This is a genomic window from Labrenzia sp. THAF191a (assembly GCF_009363335.1).
GTDB classification, from domain to species: domain Bacteria; phylum Pseudomonadota; class Alphaproteobacteria; order Rhizobiales; family Stappiaceae; genus Roseibium; species Roseibium algicola.
This window is the reverse complement of sequence record NZ_CP045333.1, coordinates 246062-267317: the sequence shown is the minus strand read 5'-3', so window position 1 is coordinate 267317 and position 21256 is coordinate 246062. Positions and strand designations below refer to the sequence as shown.

The 21256-nt window shown below is 60.6% G+C and carries 17 protein-coding genes; 11 read left to right on the top strand and 6 right to left on the bottom strand.

Going from position 1 to position 21256, the window contains the following annotated elements:
* Nucleotides 1-64: 64 nt before the first annotated feature.
* Both FIV05_RS01245 and FIV05_RS01240 read right to left on the bottom strand, forming a co-directional pair.
* The gene (locus tag FIV05_RS01245) at nt 65-2794 is read right to left on the bottom strand and encodes a GNAT family N-acetyltransferase (RefSeq protein WP_152508396.1); all 2730 of its coding nucleotides are present in this window, start codon (nt 2792-2794) and stop codon (nt 65-67) included.
* Nucleotides 2795-3046: 252 nt separating this feature from the next.
* Complete coding sequence (locus FIV05_RS01240; RefSeq protein WP_055657672.1) at nt 3047-3880, bottom strand: universal stress protein; 834 nt, start codon at nt 3878-3880, stop codon at nt 3047-3049.
* A gap of 155 nt (nt 3881-4035) precedes the next feature.
* On the opposite strand from FIV05_RS01240, the gene FIV05_RS01235 reads away from it, so the two are divergent.
* The 5 genes from FIV05_RS01235 to FIV05_RS01215 all read left to right on the top strand — a co-directional run bounded on the left by FIV05_RS01235 (nt 4036) and on the right by FIV05_RS01215 (nt 10780).
* On the top strand, nt 4036-5844 hold the full coding sequence (locus FIV05_RS01235; protein WP_152508395.1) for an ATP-binding protein: 1809 nt from the start codon (nt 4036-4038) through the stop codon (nt 5842-5844).
* Nucleotides 5841-7235, top strand: coding sequence for a sigma-54 dependent transcriptional regulator (locus FIV05_RS01230; protein ID WP_152508394.1), 1395 nt, complete (start codon nt 5841-5843; stop codon nt 7233-7235). Before FIV05_RS01235 ends, FIV05_RS01230 begins: the two co-directional genes overlap by 4 nt.
* Nucleotides 7236-7675: 440 nt before the next feature.
* Nucleotides 7676-8692: a C4-dicarboxylate TRAP transporter substrate-binding protein gene (locus tag FIV05_RS01225; protein ID WP_152508393.1), complete on the top strand. Its 1017-nt coding sequence runs from the start codon at nt 7676-7678 to the stop codon at nt 8690-8692.
* Nucleotides 8693-8768: 76 nt separating this feature from the next.
* Entirely contained in the window at nt 8769-9413 is a 645-nt protein-coding gene (locus FIV05_RS01220) for a TRAP transporter small permease (RefSeq protein WP_152508392.1), read from the top strand.
* Nucleotides 9410-10780 carry a TRAP transporter large permease gene (locus FIV05_RS01215; RefSeq protein WP_152508391.1) on the top strand — a complete coding sequence of 457 codons (1371 nt, stop codon included), beginning with the start codon at nt 9410-9412 and terminating at the stop codon, nt 10778-10780. Before FIV05_RS01220 ends, FIV05_RS01215 begins: the two co-directional genes overlap by 4 nt.
* Nucleotides 10781-10874: 94 nt before the next feature.
* On the opposite strand, the gene FIV05_RS01210 is transcribed toward FIV05_RS01215, so the two are convergent.
* Together FIV05_RS01210 and xseA are read right to left on the bottom strand one after the other, a co-directional pair.
* Nucleotides 10875-11471 (bottom strand): DUF805 domain-containing protein, encoded by a 597-nt coding sequence (locus FIV05_RS01210; protein WP_152508390.1) that lies wholly within the window; start codon nt 11469-11471, stop codon nt 10875-10877.
* A gap of 120 nt (nt 11472-11591) precedes the next feature.
* Nucleotides 11592-13154, bottom strand: coding sequence for an exodeoxyribonuclease VII large subunit (gene xseA / locus FIV05_RS01205; protein WP_152508389.1), 1563 nt, complete (start codon nt 13152-13154; stop codon nt 11592-11594).
* A gap of 198 nt (nt 13155-13352) precedes the next feature.
* Between xseA and FIV05_RS01200 the strand changes: the two genes are divergently transcribed.
* The 3 genes from FIV05_RS01200 to FIV05_RS01190 all read left to right on the top strand — a co-directional run bounded on the left by FIV05_RS01200 (nt 13353) and on the right by FIV05_RS01190 (nt 16757).
* Nucleotides 13353-14111, top strand: a complete 759-nt coding sequence (locus tag FIV05_RS01200) for a 16S rRNA (uracil(1498)-N(3))-methyltransferase (protein ID WP_152508388.1) — start codon at nt 13353-13355, stop codon at nt 14109-14111.
* Between the two features lie 352 nt (nt 14112-14463).
* Nucleotides 14464-15837, top strand: coding sequence for a glutamate--cysteine ligase (locus tag FIV05_RS01195; RefSeq protein ID WP_023002115.1), 1374 nt, complete (start codon nt 14464-14466; stop codon nt 15835-15837).
* Between the two features lie 146 nt (nt 15838-15983).
* Complete coding sequence (locus FIV05_RS01190) at nt 15984-16757, top strand: DUF937 domain-containing protein (protein WP_152508387.1); 774 nt, start codon at nt 15984-15986, stop codon at nt 16755-16757.
* A 126-nt stretch (nt 16758-16883) separates the two neighbouring features.
* On the opposite strand, the gene FIV05_RS01185 is transcribed toward FIV05_RS01190, so the two are convergent.
* Nucleotides 16884-17198: a DUF1127 domain-containing protein gene (locus tag FIV05_RS01185; protein WP_173013741.1), complete on the bottom strand. Its 315-nt coding sequence runs from the start codon at nt 17196-17198 to the stop codon at nt 16884-16886.
* A gap of 263 nt (nt 17199-17461) precedes the next feature.
* Here FIV05_RS01185 and FIV05_RS01180 point away from each other — a divergent pair, with 263 nt between their 5' ends.
* Entirely contained in the window at nt 17462-18337 is an 876-nt protein-coding gene (locus FIV05_RS01180) for a LysR substrate-binding domain-containing protein (protein WP_152508385.1), read from the top strand.
* A 171-nt stretch (nt 18338-18508) separates the two neighbouring features.
* The gene (locus FIV05_RS01175; RefSeq protein ID WP_023002112.1) at nt 18509-19399 is read left to right on the top strand and encodes a LysR substrate-binding domain-containing protein; all 891 of its coding nucleotides are present in this window, start codon (nt 18509-18511) and stop codon (nt 19397-19399) included.
* A 39-nt stretch (nt 19400-19438) separates the two neighbouring features.
* Here FIV05_RS01175 and FIV05_RS01170 read toward each other — a convergent pair whose 3' ends face one another.
* On the bottom strand, nt 19439-20356 hold the full coding sequence (locus FIV05_RS01170) for a DMT family transporter (protein WP_023002111.1): 918 nt from the start codon (nt 20354-20356) through the stop codon (nt 19439-19441).
* A gap of 155 nt (nt 20357-20511) precedes the next feature.
* On the opposite strand from FIV05_RS01170, the gene FIV05_RS01165 reads away from it, so the two are divergent.
* Complete coding sequence (locus FIV05_RS01165; protein ID WP_152508384.1) at nt 20512-21210, top strand: type 1 glutamine amidotransferase; 699 nt, start codon at nt 20512-20514, stop codon at nt 21208-21210.
* Nucleotides 21211-21256: the final 46 nt, after the last annotated feature.

Genomic DNA, 21256 nt, shown 5'->3' with positions numbered 1-21256 from the left:
ACGTCCATGTGGGCGTGCTGACAGGCAAACGGAATTCAGATGCATTGCGGACTGCGCAACGCGTTCAGATCTGTTCCGGCACCTCCGCCACAGGCAGCGTCACGAGGGCTATGCCGGGATCGTCCGGAGAAGTGCCGACGGAAAAGCCGAGCGACTGGCACATGGAGATCATCGAGGTGTTTTCCTTCAGAACCTCGCCCTTGATGACCTCGATGCCGTCTTCCCTGGCGTAGCGAATGAGCAGTTTCATCAAGGTCCAGCCGAGGCCCTGTCCCTTCAGGTCGGAGCGGACCATGATCGCATATTCGCCGGTTTGATGGTCGGGATCCGCGTGCAGGCGGACGACGCCGAGCAAGCTGCCGTCTTTGGGTTCGATGGCAGCAAAGGCGATTGCGCGGGCATAGTCGAGCTGGGTCAGCCGGGACAGGAACCGATGACTGAAATCGCGCACAGGTGCAAAGAACCGCAGGCGCAGGTCTTCGGGTGTGACCTGCTCGAAAAACGTCTTGAACAGGTCCTCGTCCTCCGGGCGCACGGGCCGGATGAAGATCTCGTGCCCATCCTTCAACTCAAGTGTCTGTTCCCATTCCTGGGGATAGGGGGCGATGGCCAGGCGGGAACTGCCGGCACGGCCCGGTCGCTTTTCCGGATGGCACAATGTCATGCGGGCATCGAGCCCGATTAGCCCGCTCGGCAGGGCAACCAGCGGGTTGATGTCGAGTTCCTGTATCTCGGGAATATCGATGGTGATCTGGGAGAGTTTCACCAGCGCCTGGGCAAGGGCTGCCTTGTCGAGGGCCGGGCGCGCCGGTCCGCCATCCAGAAGCCTGGCAATTCGTGTGCGGGAAATCAGTGCTTCTGCCAGGTTGAGATCCAGCGGCGGCAATTCCAGCGCAATGTCTTCGCTCTCCTCGATTGCGGTACCACCATGGCCGAACACCAGGACCGGGCCGAAGTCCTGTGTTTCGGCAACACCCATATAAAGTTCCAGCCCGTGCCGGTCTTCCAGCATCGGATGAATGGAGAGCCCGGCGATTCGGGCGTCCGGGTAGTCCCGTCTGGTCTTTTCGATCAGTTCTTCTGCCGCATGACGGACGGCTTCGGGGCTTTCCAGCCCCAGCCGCACACCATCGATGCGTGACTTGAACGGCAGATCCGGCGAAATCAGCTTGGCAACGCAATGAGCGGCGGTCTTGAAGAAAGGCTCCGACAGTTTGCCGGCTTCCTCTGGCGTTGTCGCCATGGCGGTCGCCATGATCGGCAGATCATATGCTTCCAGAACGGAGACCACTTCCGGCGGGCTGAGCCAGGTGCGGTCTTCCTGAAGCGCCGCTGTGACAATACCGCGTGCCCGCGCGACATCGGGTGAAAACGTGCTGGGCAGGCTGGCCGGGGCCGCCATAAGGAATTCGCGCGCCTGCGCATCATGCGCCAGATGCATCAGGCTGCGGGCTGCTTCGGCTGGGCTGGCATAGTTCGGGATGCGCGCTTCGGAAAGGGCTGCCCGCGTTGCCCCATCACCACCGATAAGACCGGCGACAAGGGCCTTGCGCCGCCCGGTGCGTCGCCTGTCGAGCGTCGCCGCATCGGCAATTGCCTTTGCGATGGCCGACAAGGGCTGGAAGGCACTGGCAGCCTGAAGCACGACGGCACCATCCACATTCGGGTCTTTCAACACCGTGACGATTGCCTCGGTAATCTGTTCCGGTGTCACGTTCTCCTTCAGGATTACCGAACCATCTGCAGCGGGTGTCACCGACAGGCCGGCATGGCTCCGGCTGGTGTCTTCAAGAGCTGTTCGAGTTTCGGTGCCAAGCTCGGCGAAGGAGCCGCCCAGATCCATCAGCCTGTCAACGGCAAGACTGGCAAGACTGCGACCGTTCGCAATGACGGCAAGCTTGTCGCAGCGGGGAACGCGAATGTGGGAAAGGGTTTCCAGTGCCTCGAACATCTCGTCAAGATCATGCACCCGCAAAAGGCCAGTGCGGCGAAACACGGTCTCATAGACCCGGTCAGTCCGTGCGAGTCGCCCGGCGTGGGTTCTGCCCGAGCCGCCTGTATCCCGGCTCTTGCCGGAGCGGATCACAATCACCGGCTTGCTGCGGGCAGCTGCCCTGGCGGCGGAAATGAATTTTCGCGGGACCGCGATGCCTTCCAGGTGAAGCACGATCGCACGGGTATGATAGTCCTGCGCGAAATAGTCGATCAGGTCGCTGATATCGACATCCATCCGCGCGCCGAGAGAAACGACAGCGGAAAATCCGGTATTGTGGGTCTTCGCCCAGGAAAGCGTTGCATTGAGCACGGCACCGGAACGAGCGAAAAACGCGACTTCTCCCTTTTCGGGTCGCTCCGCGCTGAGGAGTGCGTTAAGTCCCCTGGCGGGAACGGCAAGGCCAAGCGTGCCTGGACCGATAAGACGCAAGTTCGTGGTCTGCGCGGCTTCGCGGCACTCCTGGAGCAACTCTTCCGGCCAGGTTTCAAAGCCGGGCGAAGGAATAAGCACGGCCTTTGTCCCACCGGCAGCAAGGATCCGGATCTTTTCCGGCAGCGCTTCCGCCTTGGCGAGATAAATCGCCAGATCCGGCATTTTCTCCAGATCGGCCAGCCGAGCGACCTTTCGGCCCTTGAAAGGGACATCCTCGTCGATCCCGACGAGCGTTACCGGATGGCCGGCCTCGATATCCTGCAGGCAGGAAATCAACTTGCTGGTCAGGACACCCGGATGCCTGCAAGGGCCGATAATGGCTATCGATCCTGGCGCAAAGAAACCGTCGAGGTTGCGAATGGTCATGAGATCGATCCTTTGAATAGCTCCGCAAGGAACGAGGCGTCTGAAACCAACCTAGGTCACGCGCCGCAAATTTCACGAACAAGAAGCGAAAAACAACATGGGTGGTTGCAGACGTGCGTCCGGCTCTGCCGGTGTTTCGAGCCTGCAGTCTCGTCATGTTTTCCGGTCAAAAAAAGCCCGCGGACCGGAGTGTGTCAGGTTCGCGGGCTTCATGCATCGCAAAATCTCGGTGATCGAGGGTGCGCCAGTGGCTTAATGGGCCATCAGAACCGGTACGGTCATGGCTTCCAGGATTTCCCGGGTTGCCCCGCCGAACAGGAATTCACGCATGCGGCTGTGGCCGTACCCGCCCATCACGACCAGATCGTTGCTGTTGTCGGAGACGTGGTTGAGCACCGTGTCGGCAATGCCGGCTTGCGGATTGGTGACAACCTCGACGGTGACATCCATGTTGTGACGCGCCAGATAGTTGGCGACGTCGGCACCCGGTTGGCCGGTTGCTTTCGTGGCTTTCTTCTCGACAACCAGGACCGTGATCTTCTCCGCCTTTTCCAGAACGGGCAGAGCCGCATGGATGGCCCGTGTCGCGGTGGAGCTGCCGTCCCAGCCAACCAGCACATTCTTCGGCTGGAAGGATTTGCTGCCGATATAGGGCACAAGCAGTACCGGTACGCCGCTTTCAAACAGGACGGTCTCGATCAAGAGCTCACGCATCGGCTCCGGCTTGTCCGGATTGGCCTGGCCGATGACCACCAGGTCTGTCGGGCGGCAATGAACCAGCACGTTTTCCAGGGGGCCGCCGGTGAGGATTTCCGCGAGCCTGCTTTCGCTCTTCACACCTGCCAGACGGGCCAGCTCGTCGAATTCTTTCTTGGCCTCGGTGGCCGCGGCAACCGCCTGTTCGTGTGCTGCCTGCAAATAGTCGACCGGCATCGGCGCGGCCGCGAATGCGGGAACGACCGGCTCGAACGACACCGCCAGTCCGGTGACATGGGCATCGTAGTTTCGGCCGAATTCCAGGGCGTATTTGGCGGCCGGCTGGTCACCTGCGAGATCCAGAACGGTCAAAATATCTTTGATAGGCATATATCCCTCCTGCGGCCGGTATCATGTCGTCGAACCAGCCTCGTTAAAAATCTATAGGTCTGAATGTGGTGAGTCCTTGACGCGCATCAATGTCACCATCTTGTTCTGATCGCCGGCCGGGTGGCGGGAATGAAAAAAATGCGCAATATGGAGCCATGTCAAACCGCTGGCTCTATCTGGCCCTGCCACCGTTCCTGCTCGTGGCTGTCGCCTTCATGCTGGTTCAGCTCTTCATGGAGCTGGATGAGGACAGCGTTGACAGGAAGGCCGCCGAGCGGCTGACGCTTTATCGCCAGACGATTTTGGGCGAATACCAGAAGTACCGCTATCTGCCTTACATGATTGCGCGGGATCCCCGCGCAACGTCAGCGCTGGGCCTTGGCCAGCCATCGGAAAGTGCCAATCGGTTCCTGCAGGAAATGGCCGAAAATTCCGGCGTGGATCTGCTTTATGTCATGAACGCCGAAGGCACGACACTGGCGTCCAGCAACTGGCAGGAAGACCTGTCGCTGGTCGGCCGTAACTACGGTTTCCGGCCCTATTTCTCGGCCGCCATTGAAGGCGAGGAAGGCCGGTTCTTTGCAATCGGCGCGACGTCGGACGAGCCGGGCCTGTTCCTGGCACGGCCGACGCCGGTTAGCGGCAAGCCGGTTGGTGTGGCTGTGGTCAAGGTGGACATGGGCCCCCTGGAAGAAGCCTGGGCCGAAGGCGGTGAGACCGTCTTTGCCTCTGACGACAATGGCGTGATTTTTCTGTCGAGCCAGCCCGATTGGCGCTACCGGACGCTGACGGCGCTGCCGCAGGAAGTACGCCAGATGATCGAGGCAACCCGCCAGTATGCCGGGCGGGAATTGTCCCCGGTCAGCGATAGTCTGGATCAGGAAAGACAGCAGCTCGTCATCGACGGCAAGAACTACCGGCACAATTCGGCGGATGTCGGCCTGCTTGGCTGGACCCTGCATTTCCTGGTCCCGGTGGAGGAGACGCGCAAGAGCGTGCTGCCGATCTGGGCGGCAACCATTTCGCTTTGCCTTGTATATGCGGTCATTGTCCTTGTGCTGCGCGGTCGGCGACTGCGCAAGGCCTCCGCGTTGCTGCGTCAGGAATCGGCCGGACTGAAAGAGCTGAACACTCGTCTGGTGGAGGAGATTCAGGAGCGGCGACGTGTCGAGAAAGAGCTTCTGGAAGCACAGCGCGGCCTTGCCCGCTCCAGCCGTCTGGCTGCTGTGGGCGAGATGTCCGCGGCAGTGGTCCACGAACTCAGCCAGCCGCTTGCGGCCTTGCGCATGTTCGTTGCCGGAACACGCAAGTTCCTGGAAAAGGGCGACACGGAAACCGCCTCGGAAAACCTAGACGAAATCGATTCCCTGCAGATGCGCATGGCCAGCCTCACGCAGGAACTGAAGCGCTTTGCGCGGCCCGGTGAAAGCCGTATCGAGAAGATTGACCTGACAGAAAGTGTCCGGACCGCCGAAAAGATCGTGCGGCCCCGGTTTGAAGAGACCGGCTGCCTTTTGAAACTGGACCTTCCACCCGATCCGCTGGAGGCGGAAACCGCACCGCTAAGGATCGAGCAGATCCTGGTCAATCTCTTGCGCAACGGTGCCGATGCAACGGCGGGCGAAGAAGCCGGTGAAGTCAAACTGCACGCGCAACGGCAAGGGACAGAGCTGGTGCTGGCAATTTCCGATAACGGCCCCGGCATCCCGGAGGACCTGAAGGAACGGATCTTCGACCCGTTCTTTTCCACCAAGACCAGCAGCGGGGGCATGGGGCTCGGCCTTGCCATATCGATGCGGCTCGCGGAGGACCTGGGCGGTAGCTTGTCGGTGCGCGCAAACATCCCCAAGGGTGCGGTATTCGAATTGCGTCTGCCTGCCTTGTCCGGCGAGAAAGCCAGTGAAAGAGCCGGTGACAGCGCCTCCGGCACCAGGACCGAACGGGAACCAGAAGCCGCAGAATGACCGACCTTTCCCAGAAGATTCCAGTTCTTATCGTCGACGACGATCCGTCCATGCGTGCGGCCCTGCGGCAATGGATAAGACTTGCAGGTTTTGAAACCCATGAAGTTGCAACGGCAGGTCAGGCGCTTGCCAGATTGTCCGCCGATTTCCGAGGTTGCGTCGTTTCGGACGTGATGCTGGACGGGGAAGACGGCGTCTCGCTTCTGCGCAAGATCGGAGCGCTCGACGCGGATCTTCCAGTGGTGCTGATTACCGGTCACGGCGATGTGCCGATGGCGGTCGAGGCGATGCGGGCCGGGGCCTATGACTTTGTCGAAAAGCCGTTCGATCCAGATTTGATTGCCGACGTGGTTCGCCGGGCGTGCGACAGGCGTGCACTTGTTCTGGAGAACCGTTCGCTGCGCACGCAATTGCTCGATAGCGCGGGGCTGGAAAGCCGCCTGATCGGCAATAGCCCCGCCATGCAGGCCCTGCGCCAGCAGATCCTGCATTTTGCTGCAACGGATGCTGCGGTTCTCATTACCGGTGAAACCGGCACAGGCAAGGAAGTGATTGCCCAGGCTCTGCATGATTTCAGTCCGCGCAAGGACGGGCCTTTCATGGCGATCAACGCCGCAGCCTTGCCGGAAGCCATGGTGGAAGCGGAACTGTTCGGCCATGAGGCCGGCGCTTTCACCGGTGCAGACAAGCAAAGGACAGGAAGGATCGAGGCGGCAAGTGGTGGCGTCCTGTTTCTGGACGAAATCGTCTCCATGCCGCTGGCGTTGCAGCCGAAACTTTTGCGCGTGCTGCAGGAGAAAAAGGTAGACCGTATCGGCGGCACAAGACCCGTCGATGTCGATATCCGTCTGGTCAGCGCCGCCAATGTCGACCCTAGGGAAGCTGTGCGCACCGGACGGCTGCGCGAGGACCTGCTCTTCCGGCTGAATACGATTGAACTGCGGGTACCGCCGCTGCGCGAGCGAGGCCGTGATGCGCTCCTGCTGTTCGACACGTTCCTGAACCGCTTCGCCGCCCAGTATGGTCTGGATGCCCCGGCCACAAGCGCCCGCGACGAGGCGTTCCTGCAGACCTATGGCTGGCCGGGAAACGTCCGGGAGCTTCGCAATGCCGCCGAGCGCTTCGTGCTCAACGCACCGGTCACGCCGCAGCCGCTGGAAGAACTGGTGACCGGCCAGCGCGAAACGGGACCGGTTCCCGTTGGAGGTGGCCTGAAGGAGCTGATGGACGCCTATGAGCGCAACCTGATCGAAGGTGCCTTGCGTCGTCATGGGGGGCGGATGGCCGACGTAATGCAGGAACTCAACCTGCCGCGGCGAACGCTCAACGAAAAAATGACCCGCCTCGGCCTCAGCCGCGATCAGGCGAATGCCGAGACTGTCGAGGGATAGGCATTCCTGAGAGCATTCACCCGAGCGATGCCCCAACATCCAGCCTCATCCTGAGGAGGTGCGTAAGCGCTGTCTCGAAGGATGGGCCGCTGGCTCCCGAGTGTGCTGCGCATCCTTCGAGAAGGACCTGATGGTCCTCCTCAGGATGGAGGTAATCGGGAAATGAGACGGCGGTTCGAAGCTGGCAGACAAGCTCCCAACATCACCCCGAACCGGCGGAAATCCGCCGAGGGTATCGGGCTATCGGCAAGATCTTGCCGAGCTGCACTGCAGCAAATCGAGGGTGGGGCGGAAAGAAGCATCGATTTCCTGCCGGAAAGTGTTGCCAGCAAGAACTGGCACGGGTCATGCTACAGGCTCATCGACTTGGCACGGGCTTGTGCGCGGAGGTGTTCAGGCCGAGCTGTCAAGGAAATGAGCAAACGTCTTGGGAGGATTGCATGCTCTTTTCACTGAAATCCGCAACCGCTGTATCCGCGGCTGCGCTGTCTCTGGTATTCGCCACCGAAACCTTCGCCGCCGACGTAACCTGGAACGTGTCGCTCTGGGGCAAGCGCCGTGCGTTTACCGAGCATGTCGAAAAGCTGGCCGAAGAAGTGGCCGCAAAGACCGACGGCAAGTTCGAAATCAAACTGCAGTACGGTGAAGCCCTGTCGAAGTCTCGCGAAAACCTCGACGGCATTTCCTTCGGTGCGTTCGAAATGGCGCAGATCTGCGCTTCCTATCACCCGGACAAGAACCCGAGCTTGACGGTTCTGGAATTGCCGTTCCTGGGCGTGAAGGACCTTGACCAGGAAATCAAGGTATCGATGAAGCTCTATGAGCATCCCGCGGTGCAGGAAGACCTCGGCCGCTGGAACGCTCAAGCTCTGATGCCTTCGCCGATGCCGCAGTACAACTTTGCTGGCAAGGGCGATGTGCCGAGCTCGATTTCCGACTTTGACGGCATGCGCGTGCGTGCCCTGGGCGGCATCGGCCAGTTGATGGAATCTGTCGGCGCGGTGCCGACCTCCGTGACCGCTTCGGAAACCTATCAGGCGATTGATTCAGGCACGGTGGCTGCTGCCAGCTTCGCACCGCATGCGCATCTGTCGTTCAAGGTGGTTGAAGTCGCCAACTGGTGGACCAAGAACCTGAACCCGGGAACCGTGCAATGCCCGGTGATCGTGAATGTCGACGCTTACAACGCTCTTCCGGACGACTTCAAGGCAGCTCTCGACAGCTCGGTTGAGCCGGCCCTGGCGCATTACCTGGAGACCTATGACAAGGTCTACGAAAAGTGGTGGCCGGAACTGGAAAGCCGCGGCGTGACGCAGGTCGAGTTCTCCGATGCCGAACTGGCCGCCTTTGCCGAAAAGGCCGGCCCGATCCAGGCTGCTTGGGTGGAAGAGCAGTCCGCCAACGGTCTGCCGGCGCAGGACATCCTGGACATGGTCAAGTCGACCCTCGCGGAATAAGCCCGGCAAGCCTGGACTGTTCCACACTCTTCCCGGCGCGACCCGCGCCGGGAAGCCAATGCTCGGGGCTTAACTCATGAACACAATCGATCCCGGAGGACGTTCCGATTCGGAGCGCCCGGTCACCTATATCCGCTTTGACGGCTGGCTCGCTCATGTCGAGAATGCCTTCAACCTGTTTGCCGCAGGAGCCATCCTGGCCTTGATGCTGCTGGCCGTCCTTCAGGTTGTCGGCCGCCTGGGCTTCAACACCCCGGTACCCGGCTTCATCGACATAACCGAACAGGCAATGGCCATCTTCGCCTTCGCCGGTATTGCCTATTGCCAACGCGTCGGCGGCCATATCCGCATGGAAATCGTGCTCGGCCGGCTAAGCGGCCGGACGCTTTACATCTGCGAAATGCTGGGTGTCATCCTGATCGCCTTCACGGTCGCGCTCCTGATCTGGGGCTCCTGGTACCATTTCGACCGGTCCTGGACGATCGGCGACAGCACTATGGATATCCGCCTGCCGACCTGGCCGTCCAAGCTGATGGTTCCGATCGCGCTCAGTCTCCTGTTCCTGCGCCTGTGCTTGCAGATCTACGGGTACGCCCGCCTGGTCGTGAACCCGTCTCGTGAAGCCTATTGCGTGCCGATGATCGAGGGTGTCGAGGAACACGCCAAACACGAAATCGAAGAAGCCTTTGGCGACGACGTGGAAGAAGGAGGCGCGCGATGACGCCGTTTGAAGTTGGCCTCCTGATGACCGGCGTCCTGCTGGTCCTCGTCGTCCTGGGTGTGCGCGTGGCTTTTGCCGCGGCCTTTACCGGACTGGTCGGCCTTATCGTGCTGTTCTCCCTGAAAATGGGCTTCTCGAAAGGCTTCTTCGTGGCCTTGCAGATGGCCGGCACGATCCCGCATTCCAAGTCGGTTACCTATGCTCTGTCGGTGCTGCCGACATTCATCCTGATCGGCTTCCTGGCTTTCTACGCCGGGTTCACCAAGCAGCTTTTCGAAGCGGCAAAGCGCTGGCTGGGCTGGCTGCCGGGCGGCATGGCCGTGGGTACGGTGTTCTCCACTGCCGGTTTCGCAGCTGTATCAGGTGCATCGGTGGCAACGGCCGCGGTCTTTGCGCGCGTTGCCATTCCCGAAATGCTGGCCGCCGGTTATTCCAAACGACTGTCGGCTGCAGTCGTTGCCGCCGGTGGCACGCTGGCTTCGCTCATCCCGCCATCCGCAATCCTGGTGATCTACGCCATTCTGGTGGAACAGTCGGTTGGCAAGCTCTTGATCGCCGGTTTCCTGCCGGGCGTGTTCTCGGCATTGATCTACGTCGGCATCATCGTGGCCGTTGCCGCCTGGCGTGGCGATGCACCACCGGTCGGCGGCTTTACCTGGAAAGAGCGCTTTGAAAGCGTGCCCGGAACCCTGCCGATCATAGCCGTCGTCGCGATCATCTTCTGTTCGTTCTTCTTCGGTCTGGCCACCCCGACCGAAGCCGGTTCGCTCGGAGCCTTCGTGGTGCTGGTCGTTGCGTTCATGAAAGGCATGCGCACCAAGCAGCTCGGCCAGGCCTTGCACGAGACCGCGAAACTGACTGTGATGATCTTCACCCTGATCTGGGGTGTGCTAGTCTACGTGCGGTTTCTGGGTTTTGCCGGCCTGCCGGACGCCTTCAAGGACTTCATCGTCGCCCTGGAGTATTCCCCCTGGGTGGTGATGGTCTGCATCCTCCTGGCTTACGCCGTTCTTGGCATGTTCATGGATGCAATCGGCATGCTCATCCTCACGCTGCCGGTGGTCTATCCTGCCGTGATGGCGCTGAACGGCGGTGAGGGCGTGTCGGCTGCCGACAGTGCGTTCGGCATGTCGGGCGAGGCCTGCTCGATCTGGTTCGGCATTCTGGTGGTGAAGATGGCGGAACTCTGCCTGATCACACCACCGATCGGGTTGAACTGTTTCGTTGTCTCGGGAGTTCGGCCGGATATTCCGGTGCAGGAAGTCTTTCGCGGCTGCGTACCGTTCTTCGTCGCAGACGTCCTGACCATCGCCGGCCTTTTGGCATTCCCCTCGATCATCACCATCCTGCCCGAGCTGATGGCCTGACGGGAAAGCCGAATTCAAGAAAACAAAAACGCCGCCGGAAGGTCATTCCGGCGGCGTTTTTTGTTGCTGGCCGGGGAATTGCCCCGGGTTCGGGTTAATCGAAGATGTGAGCCTGGCTCTGCGGCGTATCGAACCGGTTGGGTCCCTGTGTGCCGGAGAAGAACATGTTGGCGAACCCCTGACAGAGGGCGAAGAGACTGCCGACAATCGGGATGAACCAGACGAGCAGCCAGTAGCCCGACACATCCCTGTCATGGAAACGGCGAACCTGAACGGAGAGGTTCGAAATGGAAAACGGCAGGATCAGCAACCACATGGTCAGTCCACTTCCGCTAGCCAGCAATTCGTCCGCGTTTGCGTAGTATTGAATCTCGTTCTCGATCGCGGTGAAATACGCAAAGACGACCGCGACCATCATGATCAGGTTGAATGTGCCGATACCCCAGTAGCCGAGCCTGCCGATGCGGCCGTTGAAGCTGAAAAAGAAACCGAGGAACTGCATCACCGCATCAATGATGGAGAGACTGCTGTCGCCGGCAACCTGAACGGCGGCGCCTCCGGCGCGCGCATACCCGCCGGCGCTCGAAGCATAGCTATTGTTGCCCGAATAGCCGTTCTGGCTCGGGCCCCACTGGCCCTGACCTTGCAGGTCCAGTCCACGTTTTCCAAATTGCTTGCGCTGCACAGGCATGAGTATCCCCCGTCCGAAAATTTCTTGTCAGAACGAGGGTGACCCTACGCGAGCCGGCTTAAGATTGACGTAAGGGACGTGGTTAAATCTTGGTGAAATTGCGGAGGGTTTTCTGCTCGTTCAGAACAGGCTGCCCTGGCTGGTTGCCGGTCCTTTGCCAGTCGCCGGTTTTTTCACTTTGGCAGGCTTCGGGCCTGCACTGTCGCTGAGCGCGACAGCGTCAACCGTGCCGTCCGCCAGTTCGATGGAAAGGGCTGCACCGGAGGCGATCGCTGCTGCCGAGCGCACCGGCTGGCCGCTGTCGTCGCGCACCACGGCATACCCGCGAGCAAGCACATCCTTGTAGGAAAGCGACTTCAGCAATTTCTGCAAACCGTCGAGGCGCGCCTTTTCCTGTGAAAGACGGGCAAGATAGGCCCGGTCAAGCCGGTCACCCAGACCGGACAGGCGCTCGGTGCCGAGCGTCGTCTGCTGGGCGAGCCGGGCCGGTGTCAGCCGCACGGCCAGGGCCTCGAACGCATGCCGCTTTTGCGAGACCGCGACTTGCAGCGCGCGTTGCTTCCGCTCGCTCGCCTGGACAAGGTCCTGCCGGGCTTTCGTGCTCAGGCGGGACAGCAGCAACGGAGACAGGCGTCCGGCAAAATTCTGGTAATGGGTCCGGTGCGTTCTGGTGCTCACGATCAGTGCGCGTTCCAGGCTGCTGGCCAGCGTGTCGAATTTCTGGCGCGGCAGGGCGAGAAGGTCTTGCGGCGCGGGCAAGGCAGCGCTGGCGGCACGCAGCTCTGTTCGCCGGGTGGTCACGAACCGCACCAGGCCCGAATTGAGCCTGCGGGAGCGGTCGTCGACCATGGCCATCAGCTCGGCTTTCACCGGCACGGCAAATTCGGCTGCGCCTGTCGGCGTCGGGGCTCGCAGGTCGGCGGCAAGGTCGATCAGTGTCCAGTCGGTTTCATGGCCGACGGCCGAGATCAGCGGGATCTGGCTGTCTGCGGCTGCGCGGACAACGGCTTCCTCGTTGAAGCCCCACAGGTCCTCGATGCTGCCGCCTCCGCGGGCTACGATCAGGACGTCCGGTCGCGGGATCGGTCCGCCGGGTTGCAGGGCGTTGAAGCCGCGAATGCCGTTAGCGACTTCCGCACCCGAAGTCTCGCCCTGGACGCGGACCGGCCAGACCAGCACATGCAGCGGAAAGCGGTCGGCGATCCGGTGCAGGATATCGCGGATAACGGCACCGGTCGGCGAAGTGACCACGCCAATGACACTCGGCAAGGGTGGCAGTGGGCGCTTGCGCTCCTCGGCGAAGAGGCCTTCCGCGGCAAGTTTCTTCTTGCGCTCTTCCAGCAGCGCCATCAGGGCGCCAGCTCCTGCCGGTTCCAGGGAGTCGATCACCATCTGGTATTTCGACTGGCCCGGGAACGTGGTGATCTTGCCGGTGGCGATCACCTCCAACCCCTGTTCAGGCTGGATCTTCAGCTTGGAGGCTGCCCCGCGCCAGATAACGCCGGACAGGACCGAGCGGTCGTCCTTCAGGTCCAGATAGATGTGACCGGACCCCGGCCGGGAGATCCTGCCCAGTTCACCGCGCACGCGCACGTAACCGAAAGCATCCTCCATCGTACGCTTGATGGAGAAGGAAATTTCGGAGACGGAGAATTCGGCGACGTTGGACTGGGTTTCGCTCACGCAGGTGATTCCTCTTCTGCCCCGAAAGTGGCCGTTCGGGGAGGCAGGGTCAAGGACCGTGCGGACCGCCTTTGCCCAAGGCTTGGGAAAAGAAGATACGGCTTAAGCAGGCGCGTAAGAATCGAATAGGCTGTGGAAGCTTCCACAGCCATCCGAACCGCCTTGAAACCCTCACAATCGAGCGCATACCTAAGCACCATGGCCAAATACGAGTTCAATATGCAACGACTGTTCCTGCGACATATCCTTGCCGATGGCGCACGCATAGATGCGGACCGCAGCCAGGCGAACTATCTGCTGAACGTTCTGCGCCTCAAGGATGGCGACTACGTGCTTGTCTTCAACGGCAATGACGGTGAATGGCTGGCCAAGATCGTCAGCAATGGCCGGCGCGACTGCACTTTGCAGCTGATGGAACGCACCCGCGAGCAAACCTCGGCAAATGACCTGATGTATATGTTCGCGCCGCTCAAGCACGCCCGGCTGGACTATATGGTGCAAAAGGCCGTGGAGATGGGAGCTGGCAGCCTGAAACCGGTGCTGACCCAGCATACTCAGGCCAGCCGAATCAATCTCGAGCGGATGGAAGCAAACGTGATCGAAGCGGCCGAGCAATGCGGTGTTCTGGCCGTGCCGGAAGTGCTTGCGCCCCAGCCACTGGCGGATGTGCTTGCGGTCTGGAACGAAGCCCAGCCCGGCCGCAGGTTGCTGTTCTGCGATGAAGCGGAAGGGACGAACAATCCGCTTTTGACCCTGGCCCAGATGAAGGAAAGCGGTCCGAAGCCGCTCGCCATACTGATCGGGCCGGAAGGCGGTTTTTCCGAGGAGGAGCGGTCCCTTCTGCGCAGTCTCGATTTCGTCACGCCAATTCCCCTGGGCCCACGCATCCTGCGTGCCGACACGGCAGCTGTCGCGGCCCTGGCGGTTCTGCAGGCAACGGTGGGCGACTGGAGGTAGGCGGCTGTCCGGTTGTCCGGCTGCACGGAACCGTTATTCATGTTCAGGATCACGTGACAGCGTTGGGGGAGGGGATCTTGTTTGATATGGATTCGCTTTTCCCCGAGATCAGGGCAAAGCTGGGATCGGCGCCGTCACAGAAGCCGGTTGCACATTACCCGACGAACGGCTTGCGTTCCTGAAACGGACCGGCATGATCACCACGCACACTTCGGTGTCGTTTCCTTGCTTGCATTCTTGTTTCAAGAAACCTAAATCACCGAGGCTCAAAAGCGTTCCTCCCGGAACGCGCCGGATCACTGCGGTTTGTAGGGGGCAGCCTGACGGGCCGCGCAGTTTTTAGGACGCTTTCATGGCCCGCGATACGGTCGACTCCACCCCGATTGAAACGGTTGCGGACCTTGCCGCGACGCTCGAGGAGGGCTGTAAGCCGGAAGAGAAGTTTCTCATCGGCACCGAGCACGAAAAATTCGGCTTCTGCCTGAACGAACTGACGCCAATTCCCTATGGTGGTGAAAAGGGTGTCGAGGCCATCCTGACCGGCATGGAAAAGCTGATCAACTGGGAGCGGATCGAGGACGCCGGCAAGATCATCGGTCTGGCAGACGACCGCGGCGGCGGTGCGATTTCCATCGAGCCGGGCGGTCAGTTCGAACTTTCTGGCGCACCGCTCGACAACCTGCACCTGACCTGCCGCGAAGCCAACCAGCACCTTGCCGATGTGCGCCGCGTGGCCGAACCGCTCGGCATCGGCTTCCTTGGCATCGGCATGACCCCGACGTGGTCGCGTGCCGACATGCCGCGTATGCCCAAATCCCGCTATGACATCATGACCAACTACATGCCGAAGGTCGGCTCGCTTGGTCTCGACATGATGTACCGGACCTCCACCATTCAGGTGAACCTCGATTTCTCGTCCGAAGCGGATATGGCCCTCAAGATGCGCGTCGGCCTGGCTCTGCAGCCGATCGCGACCGCCATTTTCGCCAATTCACCCTTCACGGAAGGCAAGCCGAACGGCTTCAAATCCTTCCGCGCCCAGATCTGGACCGACACCGACCACGACCGCACCGGCGACATGCCCTTCGCTTTCGAGGAAGGCTTCGGCTTCGAGCGTTATGTGGAATGGGCAATTGATGTGCCGATGTATTTCGTCAAGCGCGGCTCGACCTACTACGACGTTACTGGCACCACTTTCCGCCAGTTCATGAACGGCGCGCTGGAAGGCAAGGTTCCGGATGCGACTCCCAATATCGGTGACTGGAACAACCACCTGTCCACGCTTTTCCCGGATGTCCGGCTGAAGAAATACATCGAGATGCGCGGCGCCGACGGTGGTCCGTGGCGGCGCATCTGCGCTCTGCCGGCACTCTGGGTCGGCCTGCTTTACGACAAGGGCGTGCTCGATCAGGCCTGGGAACTGGTCAAGGACTGGACCCAGGAAGAACGCGCGGCTCTTCGTGCGGGCGTACCCAAAACCGCCCTGCAGACACCTTTCCGCTCCGGCACCGTTCTGGATGTCGCCAAACAGGTGCTTGCCCTGTCCCAGGAAGGTCTCAAGCGTCGCAATCGCCTGAGCGATGGCGATCTGGACGAGCGCGTGCATCTGGCTCCGATCGAGGAAGGACTCGCCTCCGGCATGTGCCCGGCAGACGTTCTGCTGCAGCGCTATAACGGTTCCTGGAAGGGCGATATCAGCCAGGTCTTCCGCGACTACGCCTACTGAACAAGCTCCGCCCGCAGCATCAAGTTGTGGGCGACCGGCGCTGTCCGCAAAAGGCCTGAATTGACCTGAGGCCCGCGAAGCGTCACTCTGTCTGTGATCGGTCTTTTTTCTCAAGGCCTTGCAACAGCGTGAGCGGAGCGACGCAAATGACTGGCAGCGAGACGGGAGCTCCTCCCTTCGACATCTTTTCCTTGTCGGAAGATGTGCGCAACCGCTTCGGCTGGTCGAATGAAGACCTTAGCCGGGTGATGGAGCAGCTCCTGCCTGCCGCGCTCAACGGTTTCCGCTACTTCGGCAGCACGGTACCGGGCTTTTCGGAGTTCCTCGGGCAGACGTCGCCGCTTGGCACAGTCGCGCAAAACCCCTTTGCCGGCTACGCAGGCCTGTTCCAGAGCCCGTCCGATGCAGCCCTGACACCCTTTTTCGGGCCGGAAGCTGTTCAAAAGGCGCTTGCCAGCCAGATTTCCGGCCTCACAGGCCTTCAGCGCGACGCCATCCAGGAAATGATGCCCGTGGCGGCGACGCTTGCCATGGGGCAGATCGCCAGGCCCTTTGTCCACGGCGAAGCCCGTAACCTGCTAGACGCCTATCTGCGCGGCTTTGCCAGAGGCCGGCCGAAACCGCAGCCGACCCCGGTCGACTACCTGCAAGGCTATGCCGAGGCGATGCAATCCTTCTGGGGCGCGTTTCTGCAACCGGCCAGCATCGTTACCAAACCCGCGGCGCCAGAGCCTGAGCCCGAGCCGCAGGAAGAAGAATTGCCCCCGGACGACGAGCCGGAAGGCCCTGAGGGCAATGCGTCCGAGTTTGAGGAAATGGTGTCGAGCTGGATGTCTGCCGGCCGTGATTTCCAGTCCAACCAGTTCAAGGCTTTCGACAGTTTCTTCGAAAAGGCCGCCAAGGATTTTCGCGACGTTTGAGACGTCTTCAGGCTTGGGCCGCCCCAAAAGCATTTTGCAAAAAAAAGACCCGCCGGGGAGGCGGGTCAGGTTCGTCAGCAAGGCTTGCCGACAGGGGCTGCAAATGAGGGGAGGTCAGCCGAAAGGTCAGGCCGCCAGCTGGCGGGTCTTGCTATCGGTCACGAGTGTCATCACCGGCTTGTCCTGCGCCGAATTGGCGGCGCTATAGCCGATGGTCTCGCGGAGCGCTGAAGATCCGTTCACCAGGGATGTCGGATCGGTATAGAACGGTTGGGCCAATGCGCGTCGAACGTCGCTCCGCGTCAGGCCGATGTCCTTCAACTGCTCGTCGGACCAGTCATTCAGTTCCGCGAACTGACGACGGTTTTTGGACACACGCCATACACGGGCAACCATCTGCCCGAAGAGAGCGAAGAACGGGGTGCTTGCTGTATGTGTCATGGCAAAATTCTCCTGTTGGCGGACGGAGGGATTCCGACTGCCTGTTCCGAGCCTGATTTGGCGTCGCTTGTTGTGGAACATCCCCTATGTGGACTGTTTGCTGCTATTAATCCAACGAATGTTTGTGATTGAAATTATCACTTTCTGTGAAGTGAAAACTCCCAAAGCGCTTCGATTGAAGCAATGCCGTCGCTTCGCGAAATCATTTCCCCTTTAAATGGATGCCATGTTAAATATGAGCATCCTTTATCAGTGAGGCGCTCATGCTCGACCTGGATCAGCTCCGGACCTTTGTGGCCATTGCCGAAAGCGGCAGCTTCACCAAGGCGGCGGACAATGTGCACAAGACACAGTCGGCGGTGTCGATGCAGATGCGCCGCCTGGAGGAGCGGATCGGCAAACCGCTCTTTGTCCGGGTTGGCCGGCAGTCCCGTCTGACCGAGCACGGCGAGCGTCTGCTTCACTACGCGCGCCGGCTTGTGCAATTGAACGACGAGACGCTTGCCGCTTTCGATGACACGGAACTAGCCGGGCTCGTGCGTCTGGGCACACCGGACGACTACGCAGATCGGTTCCTGCCGGAAATTCTGGCGCGCTTTTCCAGATCCAACCCCAAGGCGGAGGTCAGCGTCGTCTGCGCGCCGACACCCAATCTGGCCGACATGATCGCCGAGGGTGAGCTGGATGTCGCCATCATCACCCACGTACAGAAGCGCGGTCGCAAAAATGTTGATCTGGTACGGCGTGAACCTTTGCTCTGGGTTGTCTCGGCCCGCCACGCGGTGGAAAACGAGTCGCCCCTGCCTCTGGCGCTGGGGCGCGCTACCTGCGACTGGCGCCGGGCCGCGATCAATGCGCTCAGCGATCAGATGCGCGAACATCGCCTGCTTTATTCAAGCTGGAACTCTACGGCAGTCGGCGCCGCCGTCCTTGCCGGGCTTGCCATTTCCGTTCTGCCGGAATCTGCGCTTCGGCCCGGCATGCGGGTACTGACGGAAGCCGAGGGTTTCCCGAAATTGCCCGATTGCGAAATCGGTATCATGCGGTCCTGGCACAACAATTCCCGGGTCACGGATGCTCTGGTCGAGCACATTGTTTCATCGCTCGACAACCTTTCGGTTCCGCTCGCGGCCGAATAGTTGCAGGCGAACGGAATTCCCGGAACGATTTCAAAATCTTACCTAGAGTATTGTTTTGTCCTGCTGGCCAAATATCGATTGAAGTGTAAGAAGTTGTGATGTATCTTTAGTAAATCAATTCGAATCTCAAATTTCACCATCGGTTTGTGGCTCATTTCATAGGGTCCTTGCATGCATCACGCACTGGACATCGACCAACTTCGAACGTTTTTGGCGATCGCGGAGTTGGGAAGCTTCACCAAGGCTGGTGAGGCTGTGCACAAGACGCAGTCGGCAGTCTCCATGCAGATGCGGCGGCTGGAAGAGCGTGTTGGTCAGCCGATCTTCATCAAGGACGGGCGCCAGTCCCGGCTGACGGAAAACGGCCTGCGGCTGGTCGAGTTCGCCCGCCGAATGATCATGTTGAACGACGAGACCCTGTCCGCCTTCAATGGCCAGAAGGAAGTCGGCCATGTGAAGCTGGGCGTGCCGGACGATTATGCCGACCGGCTGCTGCCGCAGGTGCTGGCAGCCTTCAACCGGCTCAATCCTTCCATTGAAGTGCAGGTGGAATGCCTGTCCAGTGCCCGGTTGACGGATGCGATCCGGGAAGGGACGCTCGACGTCGCCATCACGACCTCCCAGGATACGATGGATCTGCGCGGTGAAATCATTCGCCGTGAGCCGCTCTACTGGGTTACGTCTAACCAACATTGCGCCCACACACAGGACGTTGTCCGGTTGGCACTCGGACCGGTCACCTGTGGCTGGCGCCGGATTTCGATGGATGCGCTCGACCGGTCGGGACGCCCCTACCGGGTCTCCTACACAAGCTCCAGCGCGGCGGCTCTCGTCGGTGCGGTTCAGGCCGGACTTGCCGTGACGGTGTTTCCTGAAAGCGCGATTCGAGACGGCATGCGTATTCTGGACGAGAAGGACGGCTTTCCGACGCTGCCCTATTGCGACATCGCCCTGCTGCGTTCGGATACGGCACGCGAAACCATGCACGATACGTTGTGCAACCACCTGGTGGCAGCCATCGGCAACGTTGGCAGCGGCACAACGCAGCTGGCGGCGGAATAAACCTCCGCCGTCCGGTTTCATCTCATGTCAGGGATGGACCTAACGGGCGCGCAGCATCATCAGGTTGCCACCGATGACACAGGCCAGACCGGCGGCGGCCACTGGCGTCCACTGATATCCTTCGAAAATGGTCGACAGAGTGAGAGCGACCACCGGGAACATCACGGTGGCATAGCCTGCCCGTGCCGAGCCGATGCGGCCGAGCAGGGTCAGGTAGGAAGCAAAGGCGATGACCGAGGCGACAACAGCCAGATAGATCAGGCTTCCGAAATAGTTCACGGACCATTCGACGGAAAAGCTCTGGCCGCGCAGGGCCGAGAACACCCCCAGGAAAAGCATGCCGTAGACCATGCCCCAGGCAGTGGCCGGTGTAACGCCGATGCCGCGCCGCTGGGTGTCAGCCGACAGCATGTTGCCAAGGCAGAAGGACAACGTGCCGCCGACACACATGGCGAGGCCAATGGCAGCTTCGTCGTTGAACTCTGCCCCGGCCAGTTTCGGCCAGAACATCAGGCCGATACCCAGAAAGCCGAGCAGCCCGGCACCGAGAGCAATCGGGCTTGGCCGTTGTCCGAACAGGATCAGTCCCAGAAACAGGTTGAAGATCGAGGCGGTCGAGAAGATCACCGCCAGCAAACCGGACGGCAAAATGGCCGCGCCGTAGTAGAACAGCGTGAAGTTGGTGGAAAACAGAAACACGCCGAGTCCGGCAAACCGCAGGTGATCCTGAAGGCCGAAGGCAAGATGGTGTCCGCGAAAGCGTGCCCACGCCATCATGATCGACGCTGCCAGCACAAAGCGCCAGAAGACAGACACTTCAGGCGCGACCGTTGCCACCTGGCCCTTCATTGCAATCCAGCTGAAGCCCCAGGCAAGAACCGTCGCCGCGTAAAGACCGTAGTCGGTTGCACTGAAGCCGGCAGAGCCGGGCCGGAGGCTGGGGGATGCAACGCTCATGAATGAACCGATCTGTATGGGATGTTGTGTCTAAGATTGGCGGTCAGGACACTTCAATGCAAATGATTGTTTTTGATGTTTTCATCAAGGTTGCGCATGGATAAAGTCCTGCCGGAATTGAAGCGGTAAGGCTCGTGAGCAGGTTAGAGGACAACATGCATTTTCTCGTCGTAGAGAACTATCAGCATACGGAACTTGGCATTCTCGGTCGTGTCGCTACGCAGGAAGGTCACAGCTGGCACACCGTCAAGGCAATTGAAGGCGACCCGCTTCCTCAAGCCACCGATGCGTTTGCCGGATTGGTCGTGCTGGGCGGAGCCCAGGATGCGCTGGCGGATGAAGCCTACCCGCATCTGCCGAAGGTCTGCGATCTGATCCGTGCCTTTGACGATGCCGGCAAGCCTGTGCTCGGTATTTGTCTGGGCTCACAGCTGATCGCCCGCGCCTTTGGTGGAGAGAACCTTCTGGGCTTGCCGGTTGAATTCGGCTGGTGCGACGTGACACCGACCGACGCGGGGCTGGAAGATCCCGTGGTCGGCAAGCTCGGGGCCGGTGCACCTCAGTTCCACTGGCATTCCGACACCGTAACGCTGCCGGACGGAGCGGTGCTTTTGGCGAGCAGCGCCATGACACCGGTCCAGGCCTTCCGCATGGGCGATTTGACCTACGCAATCCAGTTCCATTTCGAAACCGGCCTTCCGGAAGTACGCAACTGGACCGAAGCCTTCAGCGACGACATTCGCGCGCACACGCCGGACTGGCACAGCCGTTTCGACACCGAAGCGGCCCGCCATGCAGCAAAGGCCGACGAGACCGGCGCCGCAATTGCAAAGGCCTGGCTGTCGTTGCTTTGAGACCTTTCGCACTTCTGGTTCCGGGTTTGGGTCCCAGGACATTGTC